Raw genomic sequence first — 18,747 nt, forward strand, 5'->3', positions numbered from 1 at the left:
CTCCAGGCCCGCCCCGGCGGCCGGCGAGCCGGGGCCGAGCGGACCCCGGGGCGGCCGCGAACCGCCCTGCCTCAGCTGCCGGGGGGAGAGGGCGGGCTCGGCGAGCGGCTCCGCCTCGGGGGCCACGACCCGCCCGGCCTCGGTGACGGGCTCGCCGGAGCACTGCTCGACGGTGACGCGCCAGGACTCGACGGCGAACACTGCCGGTCGGCTTCCTCTCCGAACAGCGCTTCGCGCAGCAGCAGTTCGAAGGAGGCGTCGGCAGTCCGGCCTTGTGGGTGAAGGCGGAGGGACCGACATAGGGGTCGGCCGGCCGGACCGGAAGTCCGGTCAGCTCACTGATCGCCCGCGCCGTGCCGGCCATGTCGGCAAGCCGCACGGCCGGCCGGACCTCGATGCCCCGCTTGAGCACGAGATCGGCGGCGACGGTGAACAGATTCGCGTTGCCGCACGGTGCTGGAGACGGCAGTGCTGTCAGAAGTCACCAAAGATTGCTGACGACGTGTCTCGCATACTTGTTGGTAACAACGTCTGTTCGCGGGCCGACCTGCGGCTCTACGGTGCTGATATGCCGACGAACCTGCCCGATCCAGTGCTCTGGTCCATACCGGCCTTCGTGCTGCTCACTGTCCTGGAAATGGCCCTGCACCACTTCCACCCCGACGAGGAGGCGGCCGGGTACGAGGCCAAGGACGCCGCCACCAGCATCACCATGGGGCTGGGCAGCCTGGTGTTCGACCTGCTGTGGAAGGTGCCCATCGTCGTGGTCTACACGGCGGTGTATGAGCTGACCCCGCTCCGGGTGCCCGTCCTGTGGTGGACCGTCCCGCTGATGCTGCTGGGGCAGGACTTCCTCTACTACTGGTCGCACCGGGGGCACCACGTCATCCGGATCCTCTGGGCCTGCCACGTGGTCCACCACTCCAGCCGGAAGTTCAACCTCTCCACCGCGCTGCGCCAGCCCTGGACCTCGCTGACCGTCTGGCCGTTCTACCTCCCGCTGATCGCCTGCGGTGTCCACCCGGCGGCGCTCGCCTTCTGCTCGTCGGCCAACCTCGTCTACCAGTTCTGGGTGCACACCGAACGTATCGACAAACTGCCGCGGCCCTTCGAGTACGTACTGAACACGCCCTCCCACCACCGGGTGCACCATGCCTCCCAGGGCGGCTACCTCGACCGGAACTTCGGCGGCATCCTGATCGTGTGGGACCGGTGGTTCGGGTCCTTCACCGCGGAGGAGCAGCGGCCCGTGTTCGGGCTCACCAAGAACATCGACACCTTCAACCCGCTGCGGGTCGCCACCCACGAGTACGCGGCCATCGCCCGCGACGTGCGCGCGGCGGGCAGCTGGAGCGAGCGGGCCGGGCGGATATTCCGCGGGCCGGGCTGGCAGCCGTCCGCCGCGGCGACCTCGCCGACCGTCGCCCCCGCGCGGGAGAGCGCCGTATGAGCGCCGGCCCGCTCCCGGACCGGAGGGAGCGCTGGGCGCGCCCCCTCCTCATCGCCTTCCTCATCGCCTGCGCCGTCGATCTCGCCGGGGTCCTCACCGACAGCGGTATCGCGCACCTCGTCGCCAAGCCGCTGCTGATGCCGCTGCTGGCCGGGTACGCCGCCGCTCGGCGCGGGCCCCGGCTGCTGATCGCCGCGCTGCTCCTGGGCTGGGTCGGCGACGTGTTCCTGCTGGCCGACGCCGACCTCGCCTTCCTGCTCGGGATGGGCGGCTTCGCCGCGGGACACGTCTGCTACCTGTGCCTCTTCGGCCGGGCCCGCAGCGCCCTGCTGCCCGCAGTTCTGTACGCAGCCGTCCTGGTCGCCTTCCTCGCCCTGATCCAGGACGGGCTGCCGGCCGATCTGCGGATCCCGCTGGCGGGCTACAGCCTGCTGCTCACCGCCATGGCGTACCGGGCCGGCGCCCTCGGCCGGTACGCAGCCGTCGGCGGTGCGCTCTTCCTGCTCTCCGACGGGCTGATCGCCACCGGCATCGCCGACTGGCCCCAGCTGCCCGCACCCGACTTCTGGGTCATGCTCACCTACGTGGCGGCGCAGCTCCTGCTGACCCTCGGAGTGCTCGCCCCGGATGCGCGCCGGTCCGGTGCGGACCCCGGGGCGTACCGTGGGGCCAGTATCAGCATCTGAGATCAGCAAGGACCCCCACGCATGCGCGCCACCGTCATCCACGCCCCCCACGACATCCGCGTGCAGGAGGTCCCGGACCCGGCGATCCAGCAGCCCACCGACGTGGTGCTGCGGGTCCTGCGGGCCTGCATCTGCGGCAGCGACCTGTGGGCCTACCGCGGCGAGTCCGCCCGGCAGCCCGGCCAGCGCATCGGCCACGAGTTCCTCGGGATCGTCGAGGAGGCCGGCTCCGGGGTCAACGGCTTCGCCGTCGGCGACCTCGTCGTCGCCCCCTTCGTCTGGTCCGACGGCAGCTGCGCCTACTGCGCCGAGGGGCTGACCACCTCCTGTCCGCAGGGCGGGTTCTGGGGCTCGGTCGGCTCCGACGGCGGGCAGGGCGAGGCCGTCCGCGTCCCGTTCGCCGACGGCACGCTGGTCAAGCTGCCGGCCGCCGCGGCATCCGACGACCACCTGCTCACCGCGCTGCTGGCCCTCTCCGACGTCCTCGGCACCGGCCACCACGCGGCCGTCGGCGCCGGTGTGAAGCCCGGCAGCACGGTCGCCGTCGTCGGTGACGGCGCCGTCGGCCTGTGCGGCGTCATGGCCGCCAAGCGGCTCGGCGCCGAGCGGATCATCGCGCTCGGCCGCCATCAGGCACGCACCGACATCGCCCGCACCTTCGGCGCCACCGACGTGGTCGCCGAGCGCGGCGACGCGGCCGTCGCCGCCGTACGGGAACTGCTCGGCGGCGAGGGCGCCCACGCGGTGATCGAGGCCGTCGGCACCGAGCAGTCGATGCGCACGGCCGTCGGCATCACCCGCGACGGCGGCTCGATCGGCTATGTCGGCGTACCGCACGGCAGCGGCACCGGACTGGACCTCGGCGTCATGTTCGACCGGAACATCGCCCTGCGCGGCGGGGTCGCCCCCGTACGCACGTACATACCGGAACTGCTCCCCGACGTCCTGTCCGGCACCATCGACCCGTCGCCCGTCTTCGACCTGGCCATCGGCCTCGACGAGGTCCCGGCCGGCTACAAGGCGATGGACGAGCGCACGGCGCTGAAGGTCCTCATCAAGCCGTGAGCCGGGCGGCCGGGCCTTCCTGGCCCCGGCCTGCCCGGCCCCCGGCCGGTACGGGGGCCGGAGAGATCACCGGCCCCCGTACCGCACCCGCTACCTGCGGACCGCGTCCAGGGCGTCCACCACACCGGCTCCGTAGAAGCCGTTGCGGTGCTTGCCGCCCTCGCAGACCGCGTCGACGGTGCCGTCACCGTCGATGTCGTACGGGGCGCCGCACGCGGTGGCGTCGGCCTCCGCCGTCAGCAGCGCCTTCACCGCGAGCGCCGACGCGTGCGGGTGCGTCGACTTGATCAGCGCGGCCACTCCCGCGACATGCGGGGAGGCCATCGACGTACCGGCCATGTAGCCGTACCCGCCGCCCGGCAGCGTGGACAGGATCAGCCCGCTCGTCGCGGGCGGCGCGGGCCTCTGGTAGGCCGTCGAGTCGCCGCCCGGGGCGGCCACGTCGATGACGCCGTTCCCGTAGTTCGAGTACGAGGCCTTCAGCCCCTTCGCACCCGTCGCCGAGACCGTCACGACACCCGGCAGCATCGTCGGGATGTCGAAGCACTTCTTCGGGTCGATCGTCCGGGTGACGGTGTCGCCGTCGTTCGGGCTGGTCGAGTCCACGATCGTGTCGGCCGCCAGGTCCTCGGCCGAGTTGCCCGACGCGGCGACATTGACCGTGCCCTTGCTCTCGGCGTAACGGGTGGCACGGGCGACCGCCTCGACCAGTGCGCCCTGGTCCGGGTCGTCCTTGCAGTTGAACAGCCACGGGTCGGTGTAGTAGCTGTTGTTGGTGACATCGACGCCGTGGTCGGCCGCCCACATGAAGCCGCAGACGACGGACTCGGTGTAGAAGTAACTGTCCGGGTTCGCCACCTTGATACCGGCGACCTTCACACCCGGTGCGACGCCCGTTACCCCGATGCCGTTCTTCGCGGCGGCTATGGTGCCCGCTACATGGGTGCCGTGCGGGCTCTCACCGGCCTTCGGACGCCAGGAGCCGGCCGTGGTGTCCGGTGCGCCGGTCACACAGTTCGCCGAGGCGGCCCGGTCGAAGTTCGGGGCGATGTCCGGGTGCGTGTCGTCGACCCCCGTGTCGATGACCGCGACCGTGACCTTCCGGCTGCCCAGCGACTTCTGGTGCGCCTTGTCCGCCTTGATGGCGGGCAGGTCCCACTGCAGCGGCTCCATCGGGTCCTGGTCCGCCGTCGCCCGCGCCGCGGCGCTCCGTGCCTCCTGCGCGGTGAGCGGCTGCTGGACCCCGATGTCCTTGGTGGCCTGCGGGACGATCGGGTTGGTGCGGGTGGCCCCGGCCGAATCCACGCCCCTGACCCCGCGTACGGACTGCGCGAAGTCCGGGTTCTGCGAATGGACGACGAGAACACCGATCCGGTCGTAGGCGATCACCACCGTGCCGCCGGCCTGCTCCACCGCCTTGCGCACCTGCTTGACGGTGCCGTGACCGCCCCGCGTATTCACCACGTACGACAGCTTCGGTCCGTCCGTCGACACCGCCGCCGCGGGCCCGACGTCCACCGGCGAGGCGGACGCGGCGCCCGTCGGCAGGAAGCCGAGCGAGACGGTGAGGGCCAATCCGACGGGCAGCGCCAGTGCGCGCGTCCGTCTGGATCCCAGATGAGCCATGGGGTCTCCACTTCATCCGTGCCAGTCGACCGGACACGGACGTGTCCAGTCGCGTACATGACGAGTGAAGCTATCGCCGATCATCCCGGCTCATCAATGAGTTGACGAGAACCCGTCTCCATCGCAGCGTCCGAAGGAGTGACCCGGAGAAGGACACAGGAGTGGTGAACCGCTTCGCCGCGCGCCGCGTGCCGTTGTCAGGGGAGGCGCACCATCACCCCCCGAAGACGAGGTCCCCAGTGAAATCCACCGTCCCCACCACCACCGCACCCGCGTCGCGAGGAGATTCCGTGGCTACCGATGCACCGCCGCCCGAGGGCAGTACGGAGAAAGGGCCGGCCCAGCCCACGACCGAGGCCTTCGTCGCGGAGCAGGAGAGCGCGGAATTCGGCGAACTGCGCAGCTCGTACCGCTCGTTCGCCTTCCCGCTGACCATCGCCTTCGTCCTCTGGTACCTGCTGTACGTGCTGCTGTCCAACTACGCCGGCGGCTTCATGGGCACCAAGGTGTACAGCAACTTCAACGTGGCCTTCGTCTTCGGCCTCGCCCAGTTCCTCACCACCTTCCTCATCGCCTGGTTCTACTCGCGGTACGCCGCGGCGAAGCTCGACCCGAAGGGCGAGGCCATCAAGTCCCGTATGGAGGCCGACGCATGAGCGCCGCGTACCACTCCCACACCGCCGTGCTCGCCGCCTCCTCCACCACCGAGCACCGGCCGCTGATCATCACGCTCTTCGCGGTCTTCGTCGCCGCGACCCTCGGCATCACCGTCTGGGCCGGCCGGCAGACCAAGAGCGCCTCCGACTTCTACGCCGGCGGCCGCCAGTTCACCGCCTTCCAGAACGGACTCGCGGTCTCCGGCGACTACATGTCCGCCGCCTCGTTCCTCGGTATCGCCGGAGCCATCGCCCTCTTCGGATACGACGGCTTCCTCTACTCGATCGGCTTCCTCGTCGCCTGGCTGGTGGCCCTGCTGCTGGTGGCCGAACCGCTCCGCAACTCGGGCCGGTACACCATGGGCGACGTCCTCGCCTACCGGATGCGGCAGCGCCCCGTGCGCACCGCGGCGGGCGTCTCCACCATCGTCGTCTCGATCTTCTACCTGCTGGCACAGATGGCCGGCGCGGGTGTGCTGGTCTCCCTGCTCCTCGGCATCACCAGCGACGCCGGAAAGATCCTCATCGTTGCGCTGGTCGGCGTACTGATGATCGTGTACGTCACCATCGGCGGCATGAAGGGCACCACCTGGGTGCAGATGGTCAAGGCCGTGCTGCTCATCGCGGGCGCCGTCCTGATGACCTTCATGGTGCTCTGGAAGTTCAACTTCAACGTCTCCGACCTGCTGGGCACCGCCGCCGAGAAGAGCGGCCACGGCGCCGCGTTCCTGGAGCCCGGACTCAAGTACGGGGCCACCGGCACCTCGAAGCTGGACTTCCTCTCCCTCGGCATCGCCCTGGTGCTGGGTACCGCGGGCCTGCCGCACATCCTGATCCGCTTCTACACGGTGCCGACCGCCAAGGCCGCCCGTAAGTCCGTCAACTGGGCCATCGGCATCATCGGCGGCTTCTACCTGATGACGATCGCGCTCGGATTCGGCGCCGCGGCCCTCATCGGCCCGAAGGAGATCATCGCGAAGAACCCGGCGGGCAACGCGGCGGCCCCGCAGCTCGCCGAATACCTCGGCGGGGTCGGCACCACCGGCGGCGCCGTCATGCTCGCCGTCATCTCCGCCGTCGCCTTCGCCACCATCCTCGCCGTCGTCGCGGGCCTCACCCTCGCCTCCTCGTCGTCCTTCGCCCACGACATCTACGCCAATGTCATCCGCAAGGGGAAGGCCAGCGAGAAGGAGGAGATGCGGGCCGCCCGCTGGGCCACCGTCTTCATCGGCGCGGCCGCGATCGTGCTGGGCGCCTTCGCCCGCGACATGAACGTCGCCGGTCTGGTGGCGCTCGCCTTCGCCGTCGCCGCCTCGGCCAACCTGCCGACGCTCCTCTACAGCCTCTTCTGGAAGCGGTTCACCACCCAGGGCGCGCTGTGGTCGATCTACGGCGGTCTGGCCGGCTCGGTGATCCTGGTGCTGTTCTCGCCGGTCGTCTCCGGCAACGAGAAGACCTCGATGTTCAAGGGCGTCGACTTCGCCTGGTTCCCGCTGGAGAACCCCGGCCTGATCTCCATCCCGCTGGGCTTCCTGCTCGGCTGGATCGGCTCCCTCCTGTCGAAGGAGGAGCCGGACAAGGGCAAGTACGCCGAGCTGGAGGTCAAGTCCCTCACCGGTATCGGAGCCCACTGAGAGCGGGAGTCCACCCAGTAGTCCGCCTCTCGCACCGCTCCTTTCCCGCGGCCGCGTCGTAGAGTCCTACGATGCGGCCGCGCCGTACCTCGTGCCAAACGGGCCCCAGCGATGTCACACGTCTCGCGTAGTCTCGAAAGAGTCAGCAACCGCAACCGGGAAGTCAGCCGGAGGAGGGGGCCCACCATGCTCATCGACACCTACGACCGGGTCGCCACCGACCTGCGCGTATCGCTCACCGACCGGTGCAATCTGCGCTGTACGTACTGCATGCCCGAGGAAGGCCTGCAGTGGCTGGCCAAGCCGGACCTGCTGAGTGACGACGAGATCGTCCGGCTCGTCCGCATCGCCGTCACACAGCTCGGCATCACCGAAGTCCGCTTCACCGGCGGAGAGCCGCTGCTGCGCCCCGGACTCGTCTCCATCGTCGAGCAGTGCGCGGCCCTGGAGCCCCGCCCGAAGATGTCGCTCACGACCAACGGCATCGGACTGAAGCGGACCGCCGCCGCGCTCAAGGCCGCCGGCCTGGACCGGGTCAACGTCTCGCTGGACACCCTGCGCCCCGACGTGTTCAAGACCCTCACCCGCCGCGACCGGCACCACGACGTCCTGGCCGGCCTCGAAGCCGCCCGGGACGCCGGCCTCACCCCCGTCAAGGTCAACACCGTCCTGATGCCGGGGCTCAACGACGACGAGGCCCCCGACCTGCTCGCCTGGGCCGTGGACAACGCCTACGAGCTCCGCTTCATCGAGCAGATGCCGCTCGACGCACAGCACGGCTGGAAGCGCGACGGCATGATCACAGCGGGTGACATCCTCCAGTCGCTGCGCACCCGCTTCGATCTCACCCCGGAGGGCCAGGACGAGCGCGGCTCCGCCCCCGCCGAACGCTGGCTGGTCGGCGGCGGACCCCACCGGGTCGGCGTCATCGCCTCCGTCACCCGGCCGTTCTGCCGGGCCTGCGACCGCACCCGGCTCACCGCCGACGGGCAGGTGCGCACCTGCCTGTTCGCCCGCGAGGAGACCGACCTGCGCGGCGCCCTGCGGTCGGACGCGTCGGACCAGGAGATCGCCCGGATCTGGCGGCTCGCGATGTGGGGCAAGAAGGCCGGATCCGGCCTGGACGACCCCTCCTTCCTCCAGCCCGACCGCCCGATGTCGGCGATCGGCGGGTAGCCCTCAGCCGGGGGGTGAGTCCGGCGACTCCCACTCCGCGAGCGTCACCACATCCTTCAGGAAGCCCCGCACACCGAGGAACGAGGAGAGATGCTCCCGGTGCTCGTCACAGGCCAGCCAGGTCTTGCAGCGGTCCGGGGTATGCAGCTTCGGGTTGTTCCAGGCAAGCACCCACACGGCGTCGGCACGGCAGCCCTTCGCGGAGCAGACAGGGGCTTCGGCAGCGTTCTCGGCCGCGGATTCAGGGGAGTTCACGGACTCAACCCTAAGGGCTGTCCCGCACTTCCCGGCGGGCGCGCGACGACAGCTACGGCACCTCGCCGCGTTGTCGGAACGTCCACATACATCCAGTATGCGGACGCCCCTCCGCCTTGCGATGCACCGCATCTGACGCCGCGCGCTGATCCGCCAGGAAGTGCGGGAGAGCCCTTAGGGCCTCGCACGAGGCCGTTGGCCGGCCGCCGAAGCGGCCGGCCTGACGCATCCCCCGCCGGAGAAAAGGCGACGCCGAGCAGCCACGGGGGGAGCTGCCCGGCGTCGGTCTGTCGCTCCGACGGGGGATGCGGAGCGCCTACGAAGTATGTCACGCAGACCGGGGTGCGGTGCACTGGAACTTCATGATTGATCTGAGCTTTTCTTGAGCCTGAACCCCCCGCGAACCCGCCGCGAATCCGGCCGTTATCCGGGCGTCCGGGCTCAGCCGTGCCCCTGCGGATCACCGGAGCGGAAGGCCTGGCCGGTCTCCGGGGCCGCTTCCGCCGGGCCCGCCACCGGTGCGGCGCCGAGCGCCGGCCGCGGCGGGGCCGGGACGAAGGCCGAGGGCAGCGAAGGGGTGCTCTCCCGGCCCGCGTTGGCGATGACGACGGCGACGTACGGGAGCAGAACGCCCAGCGCCAGCCCCACGATCGCCACATAGCGCTCCACGTTCCACAGGACCACCGCGGCGATCACCGAAAGCGTGCGCACGGACATCGAGATCACATAGCGCCGCTGCCGGCCGCGCACATCGTCCGCGAGACCCTGCCGGGCACCCGTGATCCGGAAGACCTCCGCATCGCTCTGCTTGCGCATCCCGTCTCCACCCATCTTCCCCGAGCCCGCGTGCGAACTGGGGGAGACCCCGTTCCTGCGCCGGACGCTCCCCGGACCGGACCGCTCCCACGGTACGCCCGGTATCCGGCACGTTCGAGACCGGGGCGCGCCGTGAACCCGCTCCCGCCGCACGTACGGACCTGTCCGACGTGCGGTGCACACGCCCGGGACCGAGACTGATCGGACATCGCGACACCGCGTCGCACGAGGAGGCGGCATGAGCTGGTTGTGGGCAATCATCGTGGGCCTGGTTCTCGGCCTGATCGCGAAGGCGATCCTGCCGGGGAAGCAGGAGATCCCACTCTGGCTGACGATCATTTTCGGCATCATCGGCAGCGTCCTCGGCAACACTGTCGCCACTTGGCTCGGTGTCAACGACACCAAGGGCATCGACTGGACGCGCCATCTGCTCCAGCTGATCGGTGCCGTGGTGGTGGTCGGCGTCGGCGACATGCTGTGGGCATCGATCCGCGGCTCGAAGCGAAAGAAGTCCTGAGCACCGGACGCCGGGCCGCCCACGACGGCCCCGGGGTCCTGTTCGACGAGACGGCGACGGCCGGGTACGCGTGACGCGTACCCGGCCGCGGTGCTGTCACCCGGCAGCCTCTCAGCCGGCCGTGACCTCGATGGCCGCGAGGTTCTTCTTGCCCCGGCGCAGCACCAGCCAGCGCCCGTGCAGCAGCTCCTCGCGGGCCGGTGCCACCTCGCCGTCGGCGACCTTGACGTTGTTCACGTAAGCGCCGCCCTCCTTGACCGTGCGGCGCGCGCCCGACTTGCTCGGCGCCAGACCGACCTCCACCAGCAGGTCCACCAGCGGACCCAGCTCGGTGACCCGGGCGTGCGGCACCTCGGAGAGCGCCGCGCCCAGCGTCGCCTCGTCCAGCTCACCCAGCTCACCCTGGCCGAACAGCGCCTTCGACGCGGCGATGACCGCGGCACACTGGTCCGCGCCGTGCACCAGCGTCGTCAGCTCCTCGGCCAGCGCGCGCTGCGCCGACCGCGCCTGCGGCCGCTCCTCGGTGACCTTCTCCAGCTCCGCCAGCTCGGCGGGGCTCAGGAAGCTGAGGATGCGCATGTAGCGGGAGATGTCCCGGTCGTCGACGTTCAGCCAGAACTGGTAGAACGCGTACGGCGTCGTCATCTCCGGGTCGAGCCAGACGGCGCCGCTCTCGGACTTGCCGAACTTGGTCCCGTCCGCCTTCGTCATCAGCGGGGTCGCCAGCGCGTGCACCTCGGCGCCCGGCTCCAGGCGGTGGATCAGGTCCAGGCCCGCGGTGAGGTTGCCCCACTGGTCGCTGCCGCCCTGCTGGAGGGTGCAGCCGTGACGCCGGTACAGCTCCAGGAAGTCCATGCTCTGGAGCAGCTGGTAGCTGAACTCGGTGTAGCTGATGCCCTCGTCGGACTCCAGCCGCCGGGCGATGGAGTCCTTGGTGAGCATCTTGTTGACCCGGAAGTGCTTGCCGATGTCCCGCAGGAACTCGATCGCGGACATCCCCGCGGTCCAGTCCAGGTTGTTCACCATGACCGCGGCGTTCTCGCCCTCGAAGGACAGGAACGGCTCGATCTGGGACCGCAGCCGGGACACCCAGAGCGCGACCGTCTCCGGGTCGTTGAGCGTGCGCTCGGCGGTCGGGCGCGGGTCACCGATCTGACCGGTGGCCCCGCCCACCAGGGCGAGCGGCCGCAGCCCCGCCCGCTGGAGCCGGCGCATGGTGAGCACCTGCACCAGATGGCCGACGTGCAGACTGGCCGCGGTCGGGTCGAAGCCGCAATAGAACGTGACGGGACCGTCCGCGAGAGCCTTGCGCAGTGCGTCCTCGTCAGTGGACTGGGCGAACAGCCCGCGCCACTTCAGCTCGTCGACGATGTCCGTCACGGTTCCGTGTCTCCTCAGCTACGTGTATCGAATCGAAAGGCAACCGCCAGTCTAGGCGGGTCACACCCCCGGGCTGACCGAGCTCATATTGAAGTCCGGGATGCGCAGCGCGGGCATCGCGGCCCGGGTGAAATAGTCGCCCCACTCGCGCGGAAGCGTCTTCTCGGTACGTCCCGCCTCGGTGGCCCGCGACAGCAGGTCCACCGGGGACTCGTTGAAGCGGAAGTTGTTCACCTCGCCGACCACCTCACCGCCCTCCACGAGATACACCCCGTCGCGGGTCAGCCCGGTCAGCAGCAGCGTCGCCGGATCGACCTCGCGGATGTACCACATAGAGGTCAGCAGCAGCCCGCGGCCGGTCGTCGCGGCCACCATCTCCTCCAGCGACCGCTCACCGCCGCCCTCCAGCACCAGGTTGTCGATCGCCGGGGCGAGCGGCAGCCCGGTCAGGCCCGCCGTGTGCCGGGTGGTCGTCAGCTGCTCCAGCCGGCCGTCCCTGATCCAGTCGGTGCGGGCCAGCGGCAGCCCGTTGTCGAAGACCGAACCGCCGTCCCCGGAGGAATGGGCGACGACGAACGGCGCCGACTCCAGACCCGGCGCGTGCGGGTCGCTGCACAGCGTCAGCGGCAGCGTGGACAGCGTCTCGCCGAGCCGGGTGCCGCCACCGGGCCTGGAGAACACCGTCCGGCCCTCCGTGGCGTCCCGGGCGGTCGCGGACCACAGCTGGTAGATCAGCAGATCGGCGACGGAGGTCGGCGGCAGCAGCGTCTCGTACCGTCCGGCCGGCAGCTCGATACGGCGCTCCGCCCAGCTCAGCCGCCGCGCCAGTTCGGCGTCCAGCTCGGCCGGGTCGACATCCTTGAAGTCGCGGGTCGCCCGGCCCGCCCAGGCCGAGCGCGACCGGTCGGGCGACTTGGCGTTCAGCTCCAGCGTCCCGTTCGGCTGGTCGTGGCGCAGCCGCAGCCCCGTCGACGTACCGAGATAGGTCGAGGTCATCTCGTGGTTGGCGAAGCCGTACAGCTCACGGCCGCCGGACCGGGCCCGCGCGAAGGCGTCGCCGAGCGCGGGGGCGAACGCCGCGAACACGTCGGAGTCCGTCTCCACGGGCGCGTCCGTGAAGTCGGGGGAGGCAGGCACCCCGGTGACCAGCGGCTGCGCGTCCTCGGCCGGACCTGCCCCGCGTGCGGCTGCCTCGGCGGCCCGCACCAGCGGCTCCAGGTCCGCCGCGGTGACGGCGGACCTGGACACCACGCCGGACGCGCTGCCCTCGGCCCCGTCGACCGTGGCGATGACGGTGAGCGTGCGGCCCCGGGTCACCCCGTTCGTGGTGAGCGCGTTGCCCGCCCAGCGCAGATTGGCCGACGACTGCTCGTCGGCGATGACCACGCAGCCGTCGGCGGTGGACAGTTCGAGAGCGCGCTCGACGATCTCGTGCGGCTTGCTGACGCGGCTCATCGTCCGGCCTCCTGCGTCGTGTTGAGACTGTGCTGACCCGGGGGGCGCCCCCCGGACCCCCGGCCGGTTCCCTGCGCGCCGCTCATCGTCCGGCCTCCTGCGTCGTGTTGAGGATGTTCACGCCTCGGAAGAGGGCGGAGGGGCAGCCGTGCGAGACGGCCGCGATCTGGCCCGGCTGGGCCTTGCCGCAGTTGAAGGCGCCGCCCAGGACATACGTCTGCGGACCGCCGACCTTCTCCATCGAGCCCCAGAAGTCCGTCGTCGTCGCCTGGTAGGCGACATCGCGCAGCTGCCCGGCGAGCCTGCCGTTCTCGATCCGGAAGAACCGCTGCCCGGTGAACTGGAAGTTGTACCGCTGCATGTCGATCGACCAGGACCGGTCGCCGACCACGTAGATCCCGCGCTCCACCCCGCCGATCAGATCGTCGGTGGAGAGGCCGCCGGGATCCGGCGCCAGCGACACGTTCGCCATGCGCTGCACGGGGACATGGCCCGGCGAGTCCGCGTACGCGCACCCGTTGGACCGGCCCAGATCCGTCAGCTTCGCGATCCGGCGGTCCAGCTGGTAGCCGACCAGTGTGCCGTCCTTCACCAGGTCCCACGACTGGGCCTCGACACCCTCGTCGTCGTAACCGATGGTCGCGAGCCCGTGTTCGGCCGTGCGGTCGCCCGTCACGTTCATCACCGGGGAGCCGTACGCCAGCTTCCCCAGCTTGTCGAAGGTGGCGAACGAGGTCCCGGCGTACGCCGCCTCGTACCCCAGCGCCCGGTCCAGCTCGGTGGCGTGGCCGATCGACTCGTGGATGGTCAGCCACAGATTGGACGGGTCGACCACCAGGTCGTACGTCCCCGCCTCGACACTCGGGGCGCGCATCTTCTCGGCCAGCAGCCCGGGGATGCTCTCCAGCTCCGCGTCCCAGTCCCAGCCGGTCCCGGTCAGGTACTCCCAGCCGCGTCCCACCGGCGGCGCGATCGTGCGCATCGAGTCGAACTCGCCGGTCGTCGCGTCCACCGCCACCGCGGTGAACTGCGGATGCAGCCGCACCCGCTGCTGTGTGGTGACCGTGCCCGCCGTGTCCGCGTAGAACTTGTTCTCGTGGACGGTCATCAGCGAGGCGTCCACATGCGCGACGCCCTGGGCCGCCAGGAGCCGGCCGCTCCAGTCGGCGAGCAGTCCCGCCTTCTCCTCGGCCGGTACGTCGAAGGGGTCGACGTCGTACGCCGACACCCAGCTCCGCTCCCCGTGCACCGGCTCGTCCGCCAGCTCCACCCGCTCGTCGGAACCCGCCGCCGCGATGACCTTCGCCGAAAGCTTCGCCATGGCGACGGCCTGCGAGGCCACCTTCGCCGCGGCGTCCATCGTCAGATCCACCCCGGAGGCGAACCCCCACGCCCCGCCGTGCACCACCCGCACCGCGTACCCGAGATCGGTACTGTCCGACGCCCCGGCCGGCCGGGCGTCCCGCAGCCGCCAGGTGGCGCTGCGCACCCGCTCGAAGCGGAAGTCGGCATGCACGGCCCCGAGCGCCCGCGCACGGGCGAGCGCCGCGTCGGCCAGCGGCCTCAGCGGAAGGGCCAGGAACGACTGATCTACCTCATGGGGCACGGGCGGCCTCTCCTCTGCGTCACATACCCTCGGACCTTTTACGAGGCAGTGAAGCACGGCCGAAGCGGCGGCACAGTCGAATTGCGGGCGGGGGCGACGGGCCGTCCGGCCGGGCCCGCGGGCGGACAGGGCCAGACCGCGGCCGGGACGGGACTGTAGGAACCCGACAGTGCCCGGCCGAAGGCGCTGTCAGAGGCCGATTCCTCGGGAAGCGGGCGGTACCGATAGGTTTTCGAGGTACCAGACAGCTATGGAAAGGGTGATCCGTTGAGCCGCTCGGTTCTCGTCACCGGAGGAAACCGGGGCATCGGCCTCGCCATCGCCCGCGCTTTCGCCGACAACGGCGACAAGGTCGCGATCACCTACCGTTCCGGTGAGCCGCCGCAGGAGCTCACCGAGGCCGGTGTTCTCGCGGTCCGTTGCGACATCACCGACGCCGAGCAGGTGGAGCAGGCCTACAAGGAGATCGAGGAGAAGCACGGCAATGTGGAGGTACTGGTCGCCAACGCCGGTATCACCAAGGACCAGTTGCTGATGCGGATGTCCGAGGAGGACTTCACGTCCGTACTCGACACCAACCTCACCGGCACCTTCCGGGTCGTCAAGCGTGCCAACCGCGGCATGCTGCGCGCCAAGAAGGGCCGGGTCGTCCTGATCTCCTCCGTCGTCGGCCTCCTCGGCTCCGCGGGGCAGGCGAACTACGCCGCGTCCAAGGCCGGTCTGGTCGGCTTCGCCCGGTCGCTGGCCCGCGAGCTGGGCTCGCGGAACATCACCTTCAACGTCGTCGCGCCCGGCTTCGTCGACACCGACATGACGCAGGCGCTCACCGAGGAGCAGCGCAAGGGCATCGTCGCCCAGGTGCCGCTCGCGCGCTACGCGCAGCCCGCGGAGATCGCCGCCGCGGTGCGCTTCCTCGCCTCCGACGACGCGTCGTACATCACTGGAGCCGTCATCCCTGTTGACGGCGGATTGGGCATGGGTCACTGATCACCATGAGCGGAATTCTCGACGGCAAGCGCATCCTCATCACCGGGGTGCTGATGGAGTCGTCCATCGCGTTCCACGCCGCCAAGGTGGCCCAGGAGCAGGGCGCCGAAATCATTCTGACCGCCTTCCCCCGGCCCACGCTGACCGAGCGCATCGCCCGGAAGCTGCCCAAGCCGGCCAAGGTCATCGAGCTGGACGTGACCAACGACGAGCACCTGGACCGGCTCGCCGGTCTGGTGCGCGACGAGCTCGGCACGCTCGACGGCGTCGTCCACTCCATCGGCTTCGCGCCGCAGGACGCGCTCGGCGGCAACTTCCTCAACACCCCGTTCGAGTCGGTCGCCACGGCGATGCACGTCTCGGCGTTCTCGCTGAAGTCGCTCGCGATGGCGTGCAAGCCGCTGATGAGCGAGGGCGGTTCGATCGTCGGCCTCACCTTCGACGCGCAGTTCGCCTGGCCGCAGTACGACTGGATGGGCCCGGCGAAGGCCGCGCTGGAGGCGACCTCCCGCTACCTCGCCCGCGACCTGGGCAAGGACGGCATCCGCTGCAACCTGATCTCGGCCGGACCGCTCGGCTCCATGGCCGCCAAGTCCATCCCGGGCTTCAGCGACCTCGCCGAGGTGTGGAACACCCGCGCGCCGATGGCCTGGGACATGTCGGACGCGGAGCCGGCCGGCCGCGGCATCGTCGCGCTGCTCTCGGACTTCTTCCCGCGGACCACGGGCGAGATCATCCACGTCGACAGTGGCGTGCACATGATTGGCGCCTGACCCTCGCACGACGGCGTTCCGAAACGGCCGCGCACCACTTCCCCGGAGGTGGTGCGCGGCCGTTTCCCGTGTCCCGCACGGCCTCTCGGCGCTCAGGTCGAAAACCTGGTCGATCCACCGCAGAATGTGGAGGAACCGGACTTCTGGTCCGGCCGAACGTCTTTCGTCCGGACCGGGCCCGCCCCCGCGAGACCGGCCCGATACAGGCGAGAGGCCCCAGGGGAGGAGATCGCTGTGCACGGCACACGTCACCGAACCCGGTCCCTGCTGGCGGCCTCCGCGGTCGTCGCCGGACTGCTCGTCCCCGGCGCCCTGTACGTCGCGGGCCACGTCGGGGCCGCCGGTGCGGCCGCACCGCCCGCACCCGACCCCGAACCCTCCGGCGCCGAATGCCGTACGTCGGTCCAGGGTTCCCGGGTCGTCGCCTACTGCCACAACCCGTACCCGTCCACCGACCGGGTGCAGCTGCACACCGAGTGCGCCCGCTGGTGGGACATCGACGCGGACGCCAGGCCGGTCGACGTCGGGCCGGGGCGGACCGTACGGCTGGACGACCGCTGCTGGAAAGAGGTCGGCTCCGCCTGGGTCACCCACGGCGGCGAGACCCGCGCGGCGTCCTGACCCGCACCCCCCGCTCCCCAAGGGCTGTCCGGTAGTCCCCGGTGGAGCGCGGGGCAGCCCCTAGACCCCCCTAGACCCGGTCCACCAGGCAGTCCAGCGCATGGCTCGCGGCCTCGGACGCCGCCGTCTCCGCGTCACCGGCGCGGATCGCCTCGACCAGCCGCCCGTGGTCCATATGGTTCTCCGGCCGCAGCTCATGACCGACGTCGACCCGGAGATAGTCCCGCAGGAGGTCGCCCAGGTCGGCGTAGAGACCGGTCAGCACATCGTTGTGGGAGGCGGCCACCACGGCCAGATGCAGCGTCGCGTCCACCGCCACGAAGGCCTCGGCGTCCCCCGCGGCCCAGGTCTCCTCCCGGCGCCGCATGAGCGCGTCCAGCTGCTTCAGGTCCCGGTCGGTACGACGGGCGGCGGCCAGGCGCGCCGCCGACGACTCCAGCGTCGAGCGCAGCTCGGCGACATGGCGCGGGTCGGCGGACGCGAACCGGCGGTGCATCACCCCGGCCAGCTCACTGGTGGCGGCCACATAGGTGCCCGAGCCCTGCCGGATGTCGAGCAGGCCGTTGTGCGCGAGTGCGCGCACCGCCTCGCGGACGGTGTTACGGGCCACCCCCAGCTGCTCGACCAGCTCGGGTTCGGTGGGGATGCGCGAGCCCACGGGCCACTCGCCCGACGTGATCTGGTTCCTCAGCTGGGCAATCACCTGGTCGGCGAGTGCCGAACGCCGCGGGGACGTCAGCGCCATGGTGCTCCTTGCTCGGGTGTCCGGGGGCGGGGGCCGTCCCGCCGTCGTTCTCAGGTGTCCGCATGTTCTCAGAGGATTGGACAAGTAATCATCCCATGATTCTATGATGACTCCATGCGTGACGACGAAACCCCTCCCCAGACCCCGACCGGGACGCTGAGTCCCGCCATCCCGGCGGCCCCCCGTACCGACGCACCCGCCTCGCCGGCCGGCCCCGCGCCGTGGCTGCTCCGCCTGGTCGTCGTCGGGCTCGTCCTCGCCGCACTCAACCTCCGCCCGGCCATCACCAGCCTCGGCGCCCTCCTCGAAGAGGTCCGCGACGGGCTGCACATGAGCGGGACTGCCGCGGGGGTCCTCACCTCCGTACCGCCCCTCTGCTTCGCGGTCTTCGGCATCATGGCGCCGCGCCTGGCCCGCCGCTTCGGCCCCGGCGCGGTGGTCTGCGCGGGCATGGTCGCCATCACCGCGGGGCTGGTGATCAGGCCCCTCATCGGCGGCACGGCCGGCTTCCTCGCCGCGAGCGCGCTCGCCCTGATGGGCATCGCCGTGAGCAATGTCCTGATGCCGGTGATCGTCAAGCGCTGGTTCCCGGACCGGGTCGGCTCCATGACCGGCCTCTACTCCATGGCCCTGGCCCTCGGCACCTCGTTGGCCGCCGCCGTGACCGTCCCCATGACCGAGGCGATGGGCGGCAGTTGGAAGGCCGGCCTCGGCATCTGGGCCGTGCTCGCCGCCGCCGCGATCCTGCCCTGGATCCCGCTGGTACGGGACCGGAGCGGCGCCCCCGGACAGCCCGCCGTCCACCAGGCGCAGGCCCCGGCGCTCAGGATCACCCGCAGCCGTACCGCCTGGGCCCTCGCGTGCTTCTTCGGCCTCCAGGCCACCGCCGCGTACATCACCATGGGATGGATGCCGCAGATCTTCCGCGACGCCGGGGTCTCGGCCGGTACCGCGGGCGTCCTGCTCGCCGTCACCATGGCGATGGGCGTCCCGCTCGCCTTCGTCATCCCCCGGGTCGCCGCCCGGATGCGGAACCAGGGGCCGATCGTCGTCTTCCTCGGTGCCTGCGGCCTCATCGGTTACGCGGGCCTCTACCTCGCCCCGTCCGGCGGGGCCTGGGCCTGGGCGGTGCTCCTGGGCATCTCGAACTGCGCCTTCCCGCTCGCCCTCACGATGATCGGCATGCGTTCGCACAGCGGCGCCGGAGTGGTCCGGCTGTCCGCGTTCGCCCAGTCCTGCGGCTATCTCATCTCGATCCCCGGACCGCTCCTGGTCGGCGTGCTCTACCAGCACAGCGGC

General features: G+C 70.7%; 19 protein-coding genes. 11 read left to right on the forward strand and 8 right to left on the reverse strand.

Going from position 1 to position 18,747, the window contains the following annotated elements:
- The coding region (locus J1C73_RS14235; protein WP_207316694.1) for a hypothetical protein at positions 1-201 on the reverse strand (201 nt) is incomplete at its 3' end.
- A gap of 367 nt (positions 202-568) precedes the next feature.
- On the opposite strand from J1C73_RS14235, the gene J1C73_RS14240 reads away from it, so the two are divergent.
- The 3 genes from J1C73_RS14240 to J1C73_RS14250 are packed head-to-tail and all read left to right on the forward strand — an operon-like array spanning position 569 to position 3,201.
- On the forward strand, positions 569-1,450 hold the full coding sequence (locus J1C73_RS14240; RefSeq protein ID WP_207316695.1) for a sterol desaturase family protein: 882 nt from the start codon (positions 569-571) through the stop codon (positions 1,448-1,450).
- Positions 1,447-2,136 (forward strand): lysoplasmalogenase, encoded by a 690-nt coding sequence (locus tag J1C73_RS14245; protein ID WP_207316696.1) that lies wholly within the window; start codon positions 1,447-1,449, stop codon positions 2,134-2,136. The genes J1C73_RS14240 and J1C73_RS14245 overlap by 4 nt, the downstream gene beginning before the upstream one ends.
- Positions 2,137-2,157: 21 nt before the next feature.
- Positions 2,158-3,201: a zinc-dependent alcohol dehydrogenase family protein gene (locus tag J1C73_RS14250; protein WP_207316697.1), complete on the forward strand. Its 1,044-nt coding sequence runs from the start codon at positions 2,158-2,160 to the stop codon at positions 3,199-3,201.
- Between the two features lie 90 nt (positions 3,202-3,291).
- Here J1C73_RS14250 and J1C73_RS14255 read toward each other — a convergent pair whose 3' ends face one another.
- Positions 3,292-4,827 (reverse strand): S8 family peptidase, encoded by a 1,536-nt coding sequence (locus tag J1C73_RS14255; RefSeq protein ID WP_207316698.1) that lies wholly within the window; start codon positions 4,825-4,827, stop codon positions 3,292-3,294.
- A 290-nt stretch (positions 4,828-5,117) separates the two neighbouring features.
- On the opposite strand from J1C73_RS14255, the gene J1C73_RS14260 reads away from it, so the two are divergent.
- From J1C73_RS14260 to moaA, 3 genes are all read left to right on the forward strand, one after another.
- Positions 5,118-5,483 (forward strand): DUF485 domain-containing protein, encoded by a 366-nt coding sequence (locus tag J1C73_RS14260; protein ID WP_207316699.1) that lies wholly within the window; start codon positions 5,118-5,120, stop codon positions 5,481-5,483.
- Positions 5,480-7,117, forward strand: a complete 1,638-nt coding sequence (locus J1C73_RS14265; protein WP_123469046.1) for a monocarboxylic acid transporter — start codon at positions 5,480-5,482, stop codon at positions 7,115-7,117. The genes J1C73_RS14260 and J1C73_RS14265 overlap by 4 nt, the downstream gene beginning before the upstream one ends.
- Positions 7,118-7,303: 186 nt before the next feature.
- Positions 7,304-8,293 (forward strand): GTP 3',8-cyclase MoaA, encoded by a 990-nt coding sequence (gene moaA / locus J1C73_RS14270; RefSeq protein WP_207316700.1) that lies wholly within the window; start codon positions 7,304-7,306, stop codon positions 8,291-8,293.
- A 3-nt stretch (positions 8,294-8,296) separates the two neighbouring features.
- On the opposite strand, the gene J1C73_RS14275 is transcribed toward moaA, so the two are convergent.
- Together J1C73_RS14275 and J1C73_RS14280 are read right to left on the reverse strand one after the other, a co-directional pair.
- Positions 8,297-8,548 carry a hypothetical protein gene (locus J1C73_RS14275; protein WP_207316701.1) on the reverse strand — a complete coding sequence of 84 codons (252 nt, stop codon included), beginning with the start codon at positions 8,546-8,548 and terminating at the stop codon, positions 8,297-8,299.
- Positions 8,549-8,989: 441 nt separating this feature from the next.
- Positions 8,990-9,364, reverse strand: a complete 375-nt coding sequence (locus J1C73_RS14280; protein WP_207316702.1) for a DUF3099 domain-containing protein — start codon at positions 9,362-9,364, stop codon at positions 8,990-8,992.
- Between the two features lie 238 nt (positions 9,365-9,602).
- Here J1C73_RS14280 and J1C73_RS14285 point away from each other — a divergent pair, with 238 nt between their 5' ends.
- The gene (locus J1C73_RS14285) at positions 9,603-9,881 is read left to right on the forward strand and encodes a GlsB/YeaQ/YmgE family stress response membrane protein (protein WP_123469039.1); all 279 of its coding nucleotides are present in this window, start codon (positions 9,603-9,605) and stop codon (positions 9,879-9,881) included.
- Positions 9,882-9,992: 111 nt separating this feature from the next.
- On the opposite strand, the gene tyrS is transcribed toward J1C73_RS14285, so the two are convergent.
- The 3 genes from tyrS to J1C73_RS14300 all read right to left on the reverse strand — a co-directional run bounded on the left by tyrS (position 9,993) and on the right by J1C73_RS14300 (position 14,322).
- Positions 9,993-11,261: a tyrosine--tRNA ligase gene (gene tyrS, locus J1C73_RS14290; RefSeq protein WP_124283756.1), complete on the reverse strand. Its 1,269-nt coding sequence runs from the start codon at positions 11,259-11,261 to the stop codon at positions 9,993-9,995.
- Between the two features lie 60 nt (positions 11,262-11,321).
- Positions 11,322-12,716 carry a metallopeptidase TldD-related protein gene (locus tag J1C73_RS14295; protein WP_207316703.1) on the reverse strand — a complete coding sequence of 465 codons (1,395 nt, stop codon included), beginning with the start codon at positions 12,714-12,716 and terminating at the stop codon, positions 11,322-11,324.
- Positions 12,717-12,798: 82 nt separating this feature from the next.
- Entirely contained in the window at positions 12,799-14,322 is a 1,524-nt protein-coding gene (locus tag J1C73_RS14300; RefSeq protein ID WP_207316704.1) for a TldD/PmbA family protein, read from the reverse strand.
- 267 nt (positions 14,323-14,589) lie between these two features.
- On the opposite strand from J1C73_RS14300, the gene fabG reads away from it, so the two are divergent.
- From fabG to J1C73_RS14315, 3 genes are all read left to right on the forward strand, one after another.
- Entirely contained in the window at positions 14,590-15,309 is a 720-nt protein-coding gene (fabG, locus tag J1C73_RS14305) for a 3-oxoacyl-[acyl-carrier-protein] reductase (protein WP_207316705.1), read from the forward strand.
- Between the two features lie 5 nt (positions 15,310-15,314).
- Positions 15,315-16,082 (forward strand): enoyl-ACP reductase FabI, encoded by a 768-nt coding sequence (gene fabI / locus J1C73_RS14310; protein WP_207316706.1) that lies wholly within the window; start codon positions 15,315-15,317, stop codon positions 16,080-16,082.
- Between the two features lie 234 nt (positions 16,083-16,316).
- Complete coding sequence (locus J1C73_RS14315) at positions 16,317-16,703, forward strand: hypothetical protein (RefSeq protein WP_207316707.1); 387 nt, start codon at positions 16,317-16,319, stop codon at positions 16,701-16,703.
- Between the two features lie 70 nt (positions 16,704-16,773).
- Here the strand turns inward: J1C73_RS14315 and J1C73_RS14320 are convergent, their stop codons facing one another.
- Positions 16,774-17,448 (reverse strand): FadR/GntR family transcriptional regulator, encoded by a 675-nt coding sequence (locus tag J1C73_RS14320; protein WP_123469025.1) that lies wholly within the window; start codon positions 17,446-17,448, stop codon positions 16,774-16,776.
- A gap of 114 nt (positions 17,449-17,562) precedes the next feature.
- Here J1C73_RS14320 and J1C73_RS14325 point away from each other — a divergent pair.
- Positions 17,563-18,747, forward strand: a 1,185-nt coding sequence (locus tag J1C73_RS14325; protein ID WP_207316708.1) for a CynX/NimT family MFS transporter, incomplete at its 3' end; no start/stop codon positions are given.

This window comes from Streptomyces laculatispora (genome assembly GCF_017353455.1).
GTDB lineage: Bacteria > Actinomycetota > Actinomycetes > Streptomycetales > Streptomycetaceae > Streptomyces > Streptomyces laculatispora.

Excerpts from the sequence above, each read along its gene's own strand:
- J1C73_RS14295 (WP_207316703.1), bottom strand. The coding sequence starts at position 12,716 with ATGAGCCGCGTCAGCAAGCCGCACGAGATCGTCGAGCGCGCTCTCGAA.
- J1C73_RS14285 (WP_123469039.1), top strand. The coding sequence starts at position 9,603 with ATGAGCTGGTTGTGGGCAATCATCGTGGGCCTGGTTCTCGGCCTGATC.
- J1C73_RS14320 (WP_123469025.1), bottom strand. The coding sequence starts at position 17,448 with ATGGCGCTGACGTCCCCGCGGCGTTCGGCACTCGCCGACCAGGTGATT.
- J1C73_RS14240 (WP_207316695.1), top strand. The coding sequence starts at position 569 with ATGCCGACGAACCTGCCCGATCCAGTGCTCTGGTCCATACCGGCCTTC.
- J1C73_RS14265 (WP_123469046.1), top strand. The coding sequence starts at position 5,480 with ATGAGCGCCGCGTACCACTCCCACACCGCCGTGCTCGCCGCCTCCTCC.
- moaA (WP_207316700.1), top strand. The coding sequence starts at position 7,304 with ATGCTCATCGACACCTACGACCGGGTCGCCACCGACCTGCGCGTATCG.
- J1C73_RS14250 (WP_207316697.1), top strand. The coding sequence starts at position 2,158 with ATGCGCGCCACCGTCATCCACGCCCCCCACGACATCCGCGTGCAGGAG.
- J1C73_RS14255 (WP_207316698.1), bottom strand. The coding sequence starts at position 4,827 with ATGGCTCATCTGGGATCCAGACGGACGCGCGCACTGGCGCTGCCCGTC.
- J1C73_RS14280 (WP_207316702.1), bottom strand. The coding sequence starts at position 9,364 with ATGCGCAAGCAGAGCGATGCGGAGGTCTTCCGGATCACGGGTGCCCGG.
- J1C73_RS14245 (WP_207316696.1), top strand. The coding sequence starts at position 1,447 with ATGAGCGCCGGCCCGCTCCCGGACCGGAGGGAGCGCTGGGCGCGCCCC.
- fabI (WP_207316706.1), top strand. The coding sequence starts at position 15,315 with ATGAGCGGAATTCTCGACGGCAAGCGCATCCTCATCACCGGGGTGCTG.